The 16,121-nt window shown below is 52.3% G+C and carries 12 protein-coding genes; 10 read left to right on the top strand and 2 right to left on the bottom strand.

Features of this window, described 5'->3' with window-relative positions; translation table 11 throughout:
- Positions 1-22 precede the first annotated feature (22 nt).
- Entirely contained in the window at positions 23-955 is a 933-nt protein-coding gene (locus tag PORAS_RS04120) for a DUF5119 domain-containing protein (protein ID WP_245528059.1), read from the bottom strand.
- Between the two features lie 14 nt (positions 956-969).
- Positions 970-1,653 carry a DUF3575 domain-containing protein gene (locus PORAS_RS04115; RefSeq protein ID WP_245528058.1) on the bottom strand — a complete coding sequence of 228 codons (684 nt, stop codon included), beginning with the start codon at positions 1,651-1,653 and terminating at the stop codon, positions 970-972.
- 571 nt (positions 1,654-2,224) lie between these two features.
- Between PORAS_RS04115 and PORAS_RS04110 the strand changes: the two genes are divergently transcribed.
- The 10 genes from PORAS_RS04110 (at position 2,225) to PORAS_RS04065 (ending at position 16,089) form a co-directional block, all read left to right on the top strand.
- Entirely contained in the window at positions 2,225-5,032 is a 2,808-nt protein-coding gene (locus PORAS_RS04110; protein ID WP_052306462.1) for a TonB-dependent receptor, read from the top strand.
- A gap of 22 nt (positions 5,033-5,054) precedes the next feature.
- Complete coding sequence (locus PORAS_RS04105) at positions 5,055-6,371, top strand: DUF4876 domain-containing protein (protein WP_013760274.1); 1,317 nt, start codon at positions 5,055-5,057, stop codon at positions 6,369-6,371.
- Between the two features lie 80 nt (positions 6,372-6,451).
- Positions 6,452-7,981: a DUF6850 family outer membrane beta-barrel protein gene (locus PORAS_RS04100; protein ID WP_245528057.1), complete on the top strand. Its 1,530-nt coding sequence runs from the start codon at positions 6,452-6,454 to the stop codon at positions 7,979-7,981.
- A gap of 31 nt (positions 7,982-8,012) precedes the next feature.
- Positions 8,013-10,454, top strand: a complete 2,442-nt coding sequence (locus PORAS_RS04095) for a hypothetical protein (RefSeq protein WP_013760272.1) — start codon at positions 8,013-8,015, stop codon at positions 10,452-10,454.
- A 121-nt stretch (positions 10,455-10,575) separates the two neighbouring features.
- On the top strand, positions 10,576-11,163 hold the full coding sequence (locus PORAS_RS04090) for a hypothetical protein (RefSeq protein ID WP_013760271.1): 588 nt from the start codon (positions 10,576-10,578) through the stop codon (positions 11,161-11,163).
- 24 nt (positions 11,164-11,187) lie between these two features.
- Positions 11,188-11,769 (top strand): PepSY-associated TM helix domain-containing protein, encoded by a 582-nt coding sequence (locus PORAS_RS04085; RefSeq protein ID WP_004331443.1) that lies wholly within the window; start codon positions 11,188-11,190, stop codon positions 11,767-11,769.
- Positions 11,770-11,835: 66 nt separating this feature from the next.
- Positions 11,836-12,720: an ABC transporter ATP-binding protein gene (locus PORAS_RS04080; protein WP_013760270.1), complete on the top strand. Its 885-nt coding sequence runs from the start codon at positions 11,836-11,838 to the stop codon at positions 12,718-12,720.
- Between the two features lie 10 nt (positions 12,721-12,730).
- Positions 12,731-13,402 (top strand): hypothetical protein, encoded by a 672-nt coding sequence (locus PORAS_RS04075; protein ID WP_013760269.1) that lies wholly within the window; start codon positions 12,731-12,733, stop codon positions 13,400-13,402.
- An 11-nt stretch (positions 13,403-13,413) separates the two neighbouring features.
- Entirely contained in the window at positions 13,414-14,448 is a 1,035-nt protein-coding gene (locus tag PORAS_RS04070) for a DUF4857 domain-containing protein (protein WP_013760268.1), read from the top strand.
- Between the two features lie 210 nt (positions 14,449-14,658).
- A complete protein-coding gene (locus PORAS_RS04065; protein ID WP_013760267.1) occupies positions 14,659-16,089 on the top strand; it encodes a DUF4270 domain-containing protein in 1,431 nt (476 codons plus the stop codon).
- Positions 16,090-16,121: the final 32 nt, after the last annotated feature.

Here is a 16,121-nt window from a genome sequence, read left to right as displayed (position 1 = left end):
TTAGTATTCTGTTTCTTCTTTGTTATAGGTCTATATCCTGCTCCTCATCGTCCCAACCCTCTACATCAGGGTTAAAGGCTCCATCAGATCCTCCAATAGGCTCTGGTAGCTCCCAGTAGGTATCGATGAGTAGGTGTATCTTGATGATGTGATCTTTTGGATCGAGCTTTGGGATCTGCTCGGTAACGTCAAAAGAGCGTGACTGCACTCCCAGAGCTGTGCGTACATATAGTGTCAATAGTTGCGTCTGCCCATCAGGTATGCCAAAGAGGTAGCAAGCCCCCACCACCTTGCCTTCCGAAGGCTTAGCCTCGAGTGTCATCTGCGCATTACGATCTGTGCAGAGTCCTTGCCTTAGCCATAAGCCCCGTGACACATTAGAGAGTGATGCGACCATAGGGTAAGTGACCGTTGATCGGAGGTTTTGTACGCCTCGTATCTCGTAGTCACAATAGTATAGAGCCTCTTCGGGAGTTATGGTAATGATGCGCTCAGACCCACACTCCTTTGGGGTGATAACTAGGGGCTGAGAGAGCTCACCTCTGCAGAGCCAGTCGGGTGTCTCATAGACATTGGAGGCTCCTGATTTGGGAGAGATCTTAAAGTTTCTAGCAATTGCTGAGGGGATCGTTGTGAGGAGTAGGTCTAGATCTCCGCTAGAGTCCATTTTGTAGTGATAAAGGACGTTTTCAGTATCCGTATTGTAAGAGACTACGTGATACTCTCCGGTAGGTAGTGTGACCACCCCTCCCGAGTGTCCCTGTAGGTCGTACACAATAGGCTCCTGAGCCGATCCATCTATCGGATAGAAGAAGACCCTCATAGACTGAGCTTGCCTAGAGGTCTCACTCCAATCAAAGAGCACCTGCACCTGACACAGCTTCCTATTGATATAGCACAAGTCCTTATGGACACAAGAGACCAGCATAGTCAGGCTCATCAGAGATAGTAGCATATACCTTAGTCGTCTCAAAGGGTACCTCCTCTCTGTCGCTTATCGCCTAGATTTAATAGCCAGACGAGCGCTATCTCAGCTTTATTAGGGCCCCAATAGCTATATCGCTTAGTCTCCTGCCAAGCATAGCACCCTCCCTGAGGGATGTAACGATCATAGTGCCCCGTTGTATAGCCGACACCCAGGAGCAGTTCGATAGCCCAGTGATCGCTCAGCGGATATGTGTAACCATAGGAGAGTCCACAGTAAGGTCTCCAGTTCCTACCTAGATAACCTGTCCCCCCTAGCTCGCAGTCGAAGGTGTACACCCCGCCATAGATCCCTATATGATGTCCCAGCAAAGGATTGCTACGACCTCCCGAGCTCTCGACACCGCTACGATAAGTATCAGGAATATGGTAGCGAACGCCTAGATCACCGCCATAAAATCTCCAATATATATGCTTGCTGTCTATAGTCCACCATGAGTGAGTCCAGCTACCTGTGATACTCCACCCATCGCCTAGATAAGACTCTGAGCTGATATTCGGTAGGAGCAGCAAGTCTGAGAGTATGTTGCTCTTGACAGCCTGATAAAGAATAGGCTCTCTCTGCTCCTCAGTCTTTACGACAGCCACCGTCGGTCTCTGCTCGACAATGATTGAGTCGATAACAATCGAATCGATAACAATCGAGTCGATACGCTGAGCGCTTAGCATCTGACCACCCACACTCCATAATATAAGATATAGGAATAGCCTCCTCCAAATTTTGCCATGCAAGACATCAGTTGGAGGCATGATCACCTTTGACATACACGACTCTACCCGCATTTTGTCAAGATGATCTTCGCAGATCCCACTACGCGTAGTTTGTGTGAGAGTGTGTGTATGCATCGTGTGCAAAGGTACACATATTTTTTGTCCCCCACAACTAATTCTTCTTTTCTCGGCTATTTTTTGTTTTGAGGTGCCAAGAGACGGGGTACTCTAGGAATAGGCTATTTTAGCCAAGCGAGATGAAGAGACGACCTCCACGTGGAGAATGGCAAATTGCCACGTGGAAATCACTTTTCCCCGACACGGTGCCGTATCGATATGTCGTCAACTCTAAATTATTATAACGAGTCGGCGTTGTATTTGCCCAGCTAGGGAGCAAGCCGAACCTTTGACTCCTTGTTCACAGCTCCTACCGACGATTAATGAGTGAGAGAGACCAAAATACCTAATAGTAGTTATTTTATTGGAGATGAAGCCGACGTACCTTTGCAGGGGTTTTTATGCTTCTCCTATGAGTAGGTCTATCCGTAGAGTTCTTCTATCCTACATCCTCTTTTCATTGCTCTCCTGGAGTCTATATGCTCAGGGTGCCCGTCACACCCTCACGGGAGTGGTGTACGATGCGACTACTAGCGAGCCGATAGCCTACGCTCTAGTGGCTCTCTCTGCCGAGGGGCATAAAGATGTCGTGACCTATACGGATGATGACGGACGCTTTGCCTTTCAGTCTGTACTAGCGGGGCGATACCGCCTACAGGTACGCTACGCAGGTCTGCGCAAGGAGCAGACGATCACCTTGCAGCGAGACCAATACCTGCGCATCCCCTTTAAGCTGGAGCAGATACTCGGTGAGGTGGTCGTGACTGCGCAGGAGGGACGACAGCTGACCAGCTCATCGACGATCGAGCGGGCAGCTATCGATCATCTGCAGCCTAGTAGCTTCTCCGACCTGACGGCACTACTACCTGGTGGCAAGAGTAGCATACCTAATATGAGTGGTGTCAATAACCTCTTACTCCGTGAGACGGGGACGATCAATATGCAGGGCAATAAGACGAACAACCAAGACTACGCTATCAGTTCGCTGGGTACCCTCTTTATGGTAGATGGAGCTCCGCTCAATACGGATGCGGATATGCAGTACACCGCCTCGCCGTCAGGCTCGCTCCTTGGTGCTGGCAAGGTCAATGTGAATCGTGGTGTGGACATGCGCACGCTACAGACGGACAATATAGAGCGGGTTGAGTTCATACGAGGCGTCCCCTCCGTAGAGTATGGCAATATCACCTCGGGTGTGGTGCTGGTGCATCGTAAGCGACAAGCTTCGCCTGTGCTGAGTCGCTTTAAGGTAGATGGTTATAGCAAGCTGGCCTCTGTGGAGAAAGGCTTTGCCCTCACACCCTCCCAGCACCACATCCTCAATGGGGACATAAGCTATCTAGATGCTAAGCCTGACCCGCGTGTCCCCTTTGAGACTTATAGACGACTGACAGGGTCACTGCGCTATCACGGCACGAGTAGTGACCAAGCGCATAGATGGGAGGTGAGCGGAGACTATACGGGTACCTTTGACAAGAATAAGGTAGACCCCGACCTCTCCTACGGACGCACCGATGAGTATCGCACAGACTACAACCGCATAGCACTCACCTCGCGCTATATATACGCTCCGTCAGGTCGCAGGGAGGGCTTACAACGGGTGGAGCTAACACTATCCGCTGCGCAGCAGTTTGACTACCTACATCAGCGTCGTCTCGTAGCTCCAGACCGCATGTCTATAACCCCTACGGGCGACCAGGCTGGCGAGCACGAGGCTAGACTGATCGGCGGTGAGTATATAGCAGACTATGTGAGCGATGGTAAGCCGCTGACGCTTTTTGCCAAGGGCCAGACACTATATAATATAGAGTGGGGAAGAGCTTCGCATAAGTTGAAGGGAGGCTTTAACTATGAACTGTCCAAAAACTTCGGTCGCGGGCAGGTCTACGACCTCTCCTATCCACTCTTTCCCAAAGCGTGGGACAGTCGTCCACGACCCTACTACCAGATCCCAGCCTTGCAGCAGCTAGCACTCTATGCGGAGGATCTATATAAGCAGCCGCTCGGAGCGCATACACTCCAGCTAGAGGCAGGCGTACGGCTCTCTATGCTCTTAGGCTTAGCACCACAATACACGCTGAGCTATAAGCCTTACCTAGATCCACGCGTCAATCTGCGCTGGAGCTTGCCCGCCTGGGAGCTACTATCACGAGACCTCAAGCTCTCACTCGATGCCGGCTGGGGGCTGACGACTCGTATGCCTACGCTCAACTATCTATACCCTGACCCGCGCTACATAGATATAACGCAGCTAGCTTACTACGACATCAATGCACCCTATGAGCGCAGCCTATACTACGTCCGCACCTACATAGAGGACGCAACGAACTATAAGCTACGTGCTACGCGCAATCAGAAGCTAGACCTACGTCTCTCTGCCGAGTGGGGACGCAACAAACTCTCCGTGAGTTACTTTCGCGAGTTGATGACCACGGGCTTTAGATACCGATCCACGGCACAGGTCTATGCCTATAATAAGTATGACACCTCGGCGATCGACTATACCCAGCTGACGGGACAGCCCGACATCTCTACCATCCCCTACACTCCCGCGGCGCGTATCGAGTCGACGAGTCGCCCAGAGAATGGCAGTATGATTCGCAAGGAGGGTGTAGAGTTTCAACTTATGACGGAGCGCATCCCCGTGATCAATACGAGTCTGATCCTCGGGGGCGCATGGTTTCGCTCTACCTACTCGAATAGCGTACCGCTCTTCTATGCCGTCTCTGGAGTCTACGGAAATGTGATCCTATCGGATCAATACTTAGGGCTCTACAACTGGCAGGATGGATCGGAAAATCAGTCGCTCTCGACTAACCTACTCCTCGACACGCAGATCCCGCAGTGGGGACTTATCCTGACGACTGCCATAGAGAGTACTTGGCTGGTCTCTCGTCGCCGCCTCCCCCAGGATGGTCGTCCGATAGCTTACCTAGATGTGCACGACGGCAAGCTGCACCCCTACACAGCGGAGTCAGAGCGAGACCCCTATCTGCAGCATCTCTTGATACGCTATAGTGACACGCTCTTTAAGCCGAGTCGCATACCTCTAGCTCTTGGGATCAATCTAAAAGTATCCAAGCAGCTGGGCAAGCTCTTTACGCTATCGCTCTTTGCCAACAACGTCTTAGACTACCTGCCCGACTACAAGGTGGGGACGGCTACGCTCAGACGCACTGCCACGCCTTACTTTGGCATGGAGCTACGCATTAAGATATAATCAACTCAACAAATAGATCTCTATGAAACGATTACTATATATACTACTCTTACCAGCCCTGCTGGTCACTGTGACCGCCTGTCGTCCAGACCCAGTCACGCCAGACAATCCCAAGGAGCAAAAGTCGATAGCTTGTCTCTTCGAGCGCACACTGCCTGAGGATGTCACGGACTTGACTATACAAGATGAGCTCCTCACGATACACAACACCACCACAGGTCAGGACGTGGAGTATAAGACGCTAGAGGGTATCAAGCTCGCTCCTGGACTGTACAACCTAAACTACACAACGACCTGTCGCTATAAGCTACACGGTGTCGCAATGGAGGGACGGCTGGTCGCACAGATTGAGAATATGGAGGTGACCGATCAAACGACCGATCCTCTCAAGCTTCGCTTAGAGCTACGCATAGTGCCTACCGTTCAGGACTTTGTCATTCAGGAGATATTCTTTACGGGCACACTGACCCCTGCAGGCAAGCAGTATCATGGGACCAGCTATGTGGTTCTCTACAACGGGACAGACAGAGTACTCTATGCTGACGGGATCGCCTTCTGTGAGAGCGGATTTAACCCTGCACGCAAGTTTGACTACAAGCCAGACATACGTCAAGAAGCCATGGCGGTACACGCCGTCTATGTCATCCCAGGCAGTGGTAAGGAGCACCCCGTGAAGCCTGGCGAGCGACTGATACTCTGTGATATAGGCATCGACCACAAGGTAAATAATCCAAATGCTTTCGACCTCTCCAAGGCAAACTTCGAGTGGTATGATGAGTCTAGCTCACCGGCACATCAAGACTTTGATAGTCCCACAGTGCCTAACCTAGATAAGTGGTATTGCTACACGAAGTCGTTTTTCATCCTACACAATAGAGGCTTTGCATCGTACGCTATAGCCCGTATACCGATAACTAAGGAGGAGTACCTCAAGGACTACAAGTATGACTACACCTACGTCTTGACTCACAATGGGAATAGCTATGATATGTCAGGCTCATGCTATAAGCTACCCAACGACTGGATCATAGATGGTGTCAATTGCAGTGTCGAGGCGGTGCATCAGTGGACGATCCTACCTGAGACGATAGACGCTGGCTATACAAACTGTGGTACGGTAGACGGACAGAAAGATCGCTACTTCCACAGCGTACGACGTAAGTACCTAGGCAAGGATGCCGAGGGACATGTGATCCTGCAGGACACCAATAACTCGTTCGAGGACTTCAATCCGATGGTCACGGCCTCGCTCATTGAGGAGCAAGGTACTGCGATCAATGCTAAGGGTACACCCTGCACGACCAAGACTTATGATGGGGTCGTGCCTATTAAGCAGTAAGGTCTCTTCGATAGATTATGGTGCATCATTCTTCGGATTGTTTTAGCAGATCTCTTGCGCTCTTACTCTGTCTCCTAGGTGTGCTTACGAGCTCGCTCTATGGGCAGCAGCAAGAGCCAGAGATGATCTCACTACCTGCTGACACCCTCTCGGTGGCGGGGTCGCTTCTAGAGCAGAGGCGACCTGGCTACGACCTATCGGTATCGCCAATAGTGTCGCCGCTCTACTTTTTCTCAGAGCGAGGCTCTCGTACAGACCTCTCACTGGGCGGAGCTATGCGGCGAGATAGAGGCGAGACAATGATCCCGCAGCTGGGCAAGCAAGACATCGATGGGTCGGTGCATATCGAAAGTGCTTTGCGTCAGCGCAACAACTTCGCTTGGGGTGCTGCCTCCTACACTTATCGTGCTACGGAGGGGATACGCTTCAACGAGACGACAGACTACCCCCTCCTCGCACCTTACATCATGGGAGACACGGCGCATACAGCGAGTCTGCACCAAGATCTCTACACCTTTGGGGCAGGTACGGTGCATCGCCTTGGCAATTGGCTACTCTCCCTGACAGCTGACTATCGCGCCACCTTTGCCTACCGCACGCAAGACCCTCGTCCTCGCAATCTGGCTACACACCTGGAGGGGCAGATCGGCATCGGCTATCAACTTACCGACTATGCGCTAGCCCTAGCAGGTACGCTAGGTCGCTACAAGCAAAACAATCAGGTAGGCTTCTTGAGTGAGCTCGGAGTGGCTAGTGAATATCACTTTACGGGCATCGGGGGAGACTACTATCGCTTTAGGGGAGGTAATACGTCGCTCTTCTATCAAGGACTGTCTTATGGTATCTCGCTCGGGCTAACCCCTACTAGTGAGGCGCGTCAAGGCTTCTATGCTCTGGCTGCGTGGCATCTGCTGACTACCGACCGTATCATACGAGAGCTCAACAACCTCCCCCTCTCGACACTCTCCAGTCACACGATAGATCTGCAGGCGGGGTACACCGCTCGCTCAGCACGACTGGGGCGTTGGGGCGTAGCACTCTACACACAGGGCGACATACGTCGAGGTGCTGTCCACCTCTTCGGTGATCCTAAGGGAAATATCTACCCACGCATAGCCACGGAGCGGTCATACTATGGTCAGACCTTAGAGTTTGGTGCTAAAGGCTTTTGGGATAGTCAGGACACACCTCGCACGCCTTGGTCGTGGGGCATATCCACCTCGCTTGGCTATCGACTACACGAGGAGGACTTGCTACCTCAGGCAGAGCGGCTCTTCTACCATCTAGGCGGGACATTGGCTCCGCATGTTAGCTTTCATCGCGGGCAGTACTTTGTCTCTCTGACACCTACTTATAGTGTATGGGCAAAGACGGGACACCCTTCGCTACAGTTAGCACCTCAGCATCAGCCTATACCTACTTATGCTGAGACACTGGAGCGAGCCTTCCAGATAGCTAGTTCCACGCAGATGACCTATGGGCTCTCTATGACTCACGGCTATCAGCTTAGCAGTAGCTATGCGCTGTGGCTCTCACTAGACTACCTCCATACGCAGACGAGTCTGTGTGGTAGCAACTACGGAGCCATACGCTGTGGCATCTCATTCTAATAGTAAATCCAAACAATCAAATATCTTCAGTATGCGAAAACAACTACCAGTATTACTTATGCTCCTCACGCTCTTCTGTACGGCGAGTGTGACGATAGCTCAGACTCCAGACGAGGGTGTCGCAAAGAACTTCCTCTGGTACCGTCTTGTATCCAATAGTGTAGAGCGTCATCAGATACCTCAGCAAGTGGTCGCCTCTATGGATGGCAATCTCTTTGCGAGCAATGCCTTCTACAGCAAGGAGCGCACTGACGCTAGCTCAGTCTTCAACTTTGACGCATCCAGCGATGCCGACAAGGCGATCTCCTATGGCGATGACGGCTCGGCTACCAACGGCAACACCGCCCTCACTATCTACAAACTGACTCCTGAGGGCAAGCTACTCTGGTACATATACAACAGCCGCGGAGAGATAGCAACCAATGTCAACTGTATCACGGCGACTCCCGACGGAGGCTTTGTGACCATCTTGATGGCACGGGATGCTCAGTCTAAGTCTAAGAGCAATACAGACACGCTGCGCCTAGTACAGGCAGACGGCACGCCTTACGATATAGAGATAAAGTCTCTATTTGTCGGAGTTGGCGACGACGCCTCTGCCGGAGCTACGCGTCGCAAGATCATGCCACTCCTTGTCAAGGTTAGTGCTGCGGGACAGATCGAGTATCACAAAGCTTTCGAAGTAGACCACACCCCTATGCCCGATGCAACTCGCTATAGCTACGGCACCCCTACGGGTTGCGACTTCAAGGGCACAACTGTAGATCCCGAGGGCAATGTCTATGTCTGTGGCTCCGTCCGCACGGCCATAACCATCGGCGAGACTACTATCAAGGCAAAGAACAATGTCAAGTGGAATGGAGACTCACAGAAACAGATGGGAGACTTCTTCATCCTCAAGTTTGACAGCAAGGGCAATCTTGTCAAGACGCTTACCGAGCAGGGAGACCCCATAGGACGCTCCATGCTGACGGTCATCAAGTATCAAGACGGCAAGCTCTATACAGCTGGACGCTTCACAGGAACTAAAGAGAAGACCCCTATCACCATCGATGGCAAGCAACTCATCCCCAGCGACAAGGAGAGCCTTGTCACACTCTGCCTAGACACAGATCTAAAGGTGTCGTGGATCTCTCAGATTGATGTCAAGGCTGTACCCGAGCACACTTCGACGCTTGCTTTTGTCGATGGAATAGCTGTCGGCAAGGACAAGGTCTACATAGCGGGACGTGGTGCTGGAGCTTTTTGCGATGCTGAGGGAAATGTGATCCTCGAGCAAAAAGTCAAGGGACACAGAGGCTATGCTCTAGCAATAGACAAAGCTACAGGCAAGCCCAATGCGGAGTGGCATACGCTCCTCCCAGAGAAGGGGATCTCCAACTGTACGGCTATCTCCACTCAGGGAGATCGTGTCATCTTGCATGCCTATGCTCTAGGAGGGCAGACCTATTATCGTGTGCTGGATCTCAACCTCTCTGAGGGCTCTGTACAAGACTACCCTATGGTAAGTAAAGCTATGACCTCATTCGGTGGCGATGTCGTTGCCAATAGCTATGTGGCAGGTGCGCGTTGTCGCAATAGTGCTAAGCTCCTTACGACCGAGGGCTATAAGGAGATGACATACAAGGACTGGTTTAGCCTCTTTGTTGCCCACAAGCTCCCCTTCCCCTCAGTCTCTGCTAGCTGCAAAGCTCTCCACCTATCAGAGGGCAAAGGGACTCTACAAGTCTTAGCGTCAGACCTGACAGATCCGCTCCAAGTAACATGCTCTGGCGAAGGCTTTACGGCACAGCTCAAGGAGCTACCCGCTACGGGTGGCGCTCTCGAGGTACAGTTCAAGACAGCTGTCTCCAAGACGCCCGAAGAGCGTATCGGCAAGCTCACCCTCACCTCTGGCGGTGCTAGCTACGAGGTCTACCTCTACGCAATGACAGAGACAGAGCAGTACATCAAGGTATCTCAGAGCGAGATCGACTTCACGATGATACCTGTCGGTGAGCATAAGTCTGTCGATCTGACCGTCACACAGAAGAACCTCATGGACGCTATCACCTGTACGATCGAGGGTGAGGGTGCTAAGTACTACTCTGTGGACAAGAGCGAGATCGCCGTCTCCAATGAGCCTGCGACCCTCAAGGTCACCTACACGCCTGACAAGACCATCGCAGCTAATGCCAAGGCTACAGCTCAGCTCGTCCTAACCTCTGGCGATGTCAAGACGATTGTCACACTATCTGGTCAGACCAATACAGCTATTGAGAAGGTTGCAGCAGCCAAGCTCTCTATCGCTACCGCTGCTGGTACGCTCTACGTACATAGCGACGAGGCGCGTCCAGTAGCTATCTACACGTCAGCTGGTGAGATGGTTGCACAGCAACTACTCTCTGGTGACATGGAGCTCTCACTACCTGCTGGTATCTACTTCATCCAGACAGATCGTGAGGTCTATCGTGTCTACATCCCCGGTATCTAATCTGTTTCGTCCCTCTTCTCTCTATGTAGAGGAGAGGGACTATCCTCTTTTATAAGCAAATCTGTGAAGCTCGCACTTCACACCCTATTGCTTCAAAACACAATTATCACATCAACACAGTATGAACAATAAATTATCTCTCGTACTCCTCACAGCACTACTTTCCTTAGCACTTATCGGGTGCAATAAGCAAAAGCAAGATCAGTCCGCAACCGCAGAGACAGAGGCTCCGACCTACATGGAGGTGGACGCACTCCTCGCCTCTGCCGATAGTCTCGTCGGTCAGACGGTTACCGTGCAGGGCGTCTGCACCCACCTCTGCAAGCATGGTGCTAAGAAAGCCTTCCTCATGGGCAGCGACGACACCAAGGTGATCCGCGCTGAGGCTAGTGAGGAGATGGGCGCCTTTGCTCAGGAGTGTATCAATAGTATAGTCACCGTCACAGGGCAACTTGTCGAGGATCGTATCGATGAGGCTTATCTGCAAAACTGGGAGGAGCAGCTCAAAGCTCAAGCCGCCAAAGAGCATGGCGAGGGCAAGGCAGGCTGCGCCAACGAAAAGAAGGCTCGTGGCGAAACGGCCGACACACCGGAGGCTCGTATCGCAGACTTTCGCAAGCAGATCGCTGAGCGCGAAGCTCAGGAGGGCAAGGCATACCTCTCCTTCTATCACATCGATGCTACAAGCTATAAGATAGAGGATCAGTAATCCATCTGGGACTGACAAGACTCTATGAAAGTAAACTTCAAGAAAGTAGGTAGGAGCGTGCGTCGCTGGAGTAGATTACTACACCGCGACCTATCCTTCTTACTTGCTGCACTTATATTCATCTATGCCCTATCGGGTCTCTACATGAACCACCGAGACTCGATCAATCCACACTACATCATCACTCAGCGGGAGTATCAGATCCCGCTAGAAGAGCTGCAAGCTGCTGGACGCCTTGACGCATCTGCCGTCCGTAAGCTCCTAGACGAGATAGACCTGTCAGGTAGCTATACCAAGCACTACTACCCTGACGACCACACGCTCAAAGTCTTCCTCAAGGGACGTGCCACCCTACTCCTCGACACATCAACGGGGGTAGCTGTCTACGAGTCGATCGAGCGACGCCCGCTCATCAGCTCTATGACACAACTGCACTACAACCCGGGGCGCTGGTGGACGATCGTCGCTGATGTGCTAGCCATCGGCCTTATCCTCATCACCCTCACGGGACTACTCATCGTGCCGGGGAGACGCGGGCTCATAGGTCGTGGAGGCATCCTCTTACTGATCGGTCTGGCGGTACCACTACTCTTCCTTTTCCTATAAAGACAAGATACATCCACTACTGCCGAAAGAGTAGCCCACACCCTCCCCTTATACCACTTAACTAATATGGACAACTTAATCGAGTGTCAAAACTTGACTCACTACTACGGCAAGCGACTGATCTACCGCGATCTCTCCTTTGCTGTGCCTCGTGGTCGCATCCTCGGTCTGCTTGGTAAAAACGGTACCGGCAAGACCACAACAATCAATATACTCAGTGGCTTCCTCCGCCCCAAGTCGGGCGTCTGTCGCATCCTAGGCGAAGACATAACCCGTATGCCTGATCGATTGAGACAAGATATCGGGCTGCTCATCGAGGGGCACGTCCAGTATAGCTTTATGACTATACGGCAGATAGAGCGCTTCTACGCTCCTTTTTACCCTAAGTGGCGCAGAGAGGCTTACTACGAGCTGATGGAGCTACTCAAGGTCACCGAGAGCCAGCACCTCAGTCGTATGTCTTGTGGACAGCGCTCACAGGTTGCGCTCGGACTGCTCCTAGCGCAAAACCCCAAAGTCCTCATCCTCGACGACTTCTCGATGGGATTAGACCCAGGCTATCGCAGGCTCTTTGTGGACTACCTGCATCACTATGCCAAGGAGCAGGGGACAACGATCTTCCTCACATCCCACATCATCCAGGATATGGAGCGACTGATCGATGACTGCATCATCATGGACTACGGCTCTATACTCCTGCAGCGCCCAGTCGCTGAGATACTGAACGAGGGGCGACTCTACAGATGCACCCTCACAGACGATCGTCCTCTCCCTGAGATCGACGGGCTGTACCACTTTGAGGCGCACCACAGACGTGGGGAGTGCTACTCATTTCTCCCCATGCCAGAGGTCGCCGAGCGGCTCACTCAGGCTGGCGTCCCCTACCAAGATCTCACAGCACACGAGACGACGCTCGAGGATGCCTTCATAGGACTCACCGGTAAGTATTAACGCTATCTATATGTTTGCCTCTATAATATATAAGGAGTGGCTCAAGCTCCGACTATACGCACTACTATCGACACTTGTCGCACTGGCTGTACCGCTCTACAGCGTGATACGCATACATCGAGCCATCGCCCTACAAGGCGCTGACCATATCTGGCTCGTGATGATACAGAAAGGGGTAGTCTTCGTAGAGAGTATGCGCTACGTACCCCTCATCCTAGGTTTGCTCTGTGCCATCGCTCAGTTTGCGCCAGAGCTCTCTCGTCGTAGTCTTAAGCTCACCCTGCACCTACCTCAGTCACCGCTCCGCTCGACCTACCAGATGCTTGCCTGCGGGGTGACGTTACTACTGTGGCATACCCTATTATATATAGGTGTCCTCTTCATCGGACTGCAAGGAGTCCTCGCTTACGAACTCCTCTCCTACGTCCTCTCCGCCACACTGCCGTGGATCTTGGCAGGCTTCCTCGGCTACCTCCTCATGAGCTGGATACTCCTAGAGCCCACTTGGCGCAGACGCATCCTCTACACCCTCATCGCTGTGCTCTTGATGCGTCTCTGCTTCATCTCTCCCACAGCAGGAGCTTACGTACCCTTCCTACCTACGCTACTTATCTACACCATCCTCTCCTCGACACTCGTGTGGCTCTCTGTGAGCCGCTTCAAAGAGGGGAGACAAGACTAAACAACCATTTTATGAAGCGCATAGCCACAATACTCCTATACATCACCGTAGCACTACTCATCGCCTGGCAGATCCCCTGGTGGTACAACTACCTCCGAGCCGATGCAAGCCGTGAGCCATTCACTATCTATAGTCAGCTACTAGGCGACTTCATCGTCACAGGTCATGATGAGGGAGCGATAACCTACCGTAGCGGTAAGGGCGTGCAGTATAGTCGTGAGGAGGTAGACAGCTTGCTCCCCACCTTCTACTACCGCCAGCTCCTGACTGATGGTCGCCTACCCGACACGCTCTATGGAGAGGCAGTGACCCCACAGCTTATACAGCGGAGTGGCGTCACCTTTCGTAGCTCACCACGCACCCTCTCTGCACCTGCCGTAGCGCTCTACCCCCTCCTGGAGAGTGCCTCACGGAGAGTCAAGTTGGAGATGCCCGAAGATCTCTTTCGCATCACCGACCAGGCGATCGAATTTGTAGATATGCAGAGCAATCAGCTAGACAAGGCGAAGAGTGCTAGCTATACGAAGCTCTTTCAGGAGAAAGGCTTCGCCTTCCCCGCACAACGGGTTGCTGGCAATGCAACTGCCCAAAAGGAGTATGACAACGGCTACCTCCTCATTGATCAGCAGGGTAAGCTCTTTCACCTCAAGCAGATGGCGGGCAAGCCCTACCTGCGGGCTATTGACTTGCCCGAGGGCGTAGAGGCTGCCGAGACCTTCGTCTGGGAGCTACCTAGTCGTCGGCATATCGGTCTCGTCTCTACCCGAGACCATCAGCTTTATCTGATCGAACGTGAGGGCTATCGTCCCTGTCGCCTTGAGATACCCTCGTGGGACCCACTCCGTGAGGATCTCACCATCATCGGCAACGACCTAGACAGCTACACCCTCAAGGTATCCACTGCCGATGCCACAAGCTACTATGCACTAGACGCTACGAACTATACGCTACTGAGCTCGCTACAAGTAGATCACCCTGAGCGGGCTATGCCGGGACTGCACTTCACCTCGCGCCTAGATGGCTGGGTCAAGCCTCGACTAGACTAACCGCGAGGACCCTTCTGCCCCCTTCGGGAGGGAGGGGCATAGATGAGGTCATTATATAATGTGTCAGCCCTGTGGCGAATGGTAGGAATGTGCGGTCAAATAGTTTTTTTCCTTACCTTTGGAGCTGGATCACATGTTGGGTACTGTCGAGAGGTCTCTAGCTCATCTACCAAGGCCACTGGCAAAGCACCCGACACTTAGACTGAATCTATGAATCGGACTTTACTAAATACCCTCCAGATACCACTCCTAATCTGCATCTTATGTGCTTTGGGGCTGGTCTCTTGCAACGATGCTTACTCCACACTCGGAGGTAGTCTGCGACCTGAGCGAGATCTCGTCACAGCTCGTGGGGACTCGCTGCTCTTTCGTGCTGAGACGGTACCTCTAGACTCTATATATAGTCGTAGTGCTATCTCGCTACTGGGACAGATCTCAGATCCCGTCTTTGGGGACTTTGAGGCGTGCTATATCAGTCGGTTGCAGTGTGCTCCAGGCTTCACCTTTACGAAGACACCTATCAAGGATCGCATCGACTCAGTAACTATCGAGCTATCCTACTTGAGTGCCGTAGGCGACACCACAACGTGGGGCAAGGCTCAGGTCTATGAGATCACACAGCCTCTGCCTAAGAGCCGCTACTCAGTAGACGACTTGACGCCCTATACACAGGGGGCTAAGCTGCTCGGTGAGGTGACTTACCAGCCCTCCGATACGACTGGTTTCAAAGGGCTTGTAGTACGTGTACCGAACGAGCTGGGAGAGCGTTTTCTAAAGGCTTCGCGTGAGCACCCCGAGTGGTTTACCTCACAAGAGGCTTTTGAGTCCAACCTACTCCGAGGACTCTATGTCACCTCGACAACGGGTACGGGGCATATTCTCTCGATCTACTCGACCGCTCTCCGTATCTTCTACACCTTTGAGACTACACAAAAAGCCTCCACAGGAAAGGACTCGACAGTCTACAAGCCAGCGTGGGAGATCTTTAGCAGTAACAAGAGTCTCTACGCTCTGAATAGTCTCAAGCACAGCCACCTCGAAGAGCTACTCAAGCCTTCACCTGATGGCAAGACCTATATCAAGTCACCCGCCGGTGTCGTCACCAAGCTCACCTGCAGCAAGGAGGAGCTCAGCCGACTGCTTCACGAGTATGAGGCTATGAGCAAAGACAAGCAAGACTTCGGATGGGTGATGAATGAAGGCAAGCTACAGATATCGGTAGATATCCCGAATGTGGATACGCACTTTAATCCACCGCCTCAGCTACTTCTGATACCACGAGACAGTGTGGCACACTTCTTTGTCAAGAGTATCAACGACCCCTTGGTCGCCTCTACTTCGTTTGTCTCTGGGCGTTACAGCGTCTTGGATCGCAACTATACGTTTAGCAATATTAGCCACCTCATTGAGGCACATATGCGGGACAATATGGCGACCGATGCGGACGGCAATCATCGTGTGACCAAAGACCTAGAGCTACTCCTGATCCCCGTAGCCACAGAGCTCGCATCGACCCCTAGTTCGTCTGGACAAACTGTTGCGATCACCAACCTACTCTATCCCTCAGCGGTACAGCTTCGTTGGGGTCCCCAAGGCTTCAAGCTGGGAGTCATCGGGACTGGATTTTATAATCGGCGATAGAGCTGAGAGAAGGTACATTAGCGACTAAAGGT

It is taken from the genome of Porphyromonas asaccharolytica DSM 20707, from assembly GCF_000212375.1.
Taxonomy (GTDB): Bacteria; Bacteroidota; Bacteroidia; order Bacteroidales; family Porphyromonadaceae; genus Porphyromonas; species Porphyromonas asaccharolytica.
This window is presented reverse-complemented; position numbering and strand designations above follow the sequence as displayed.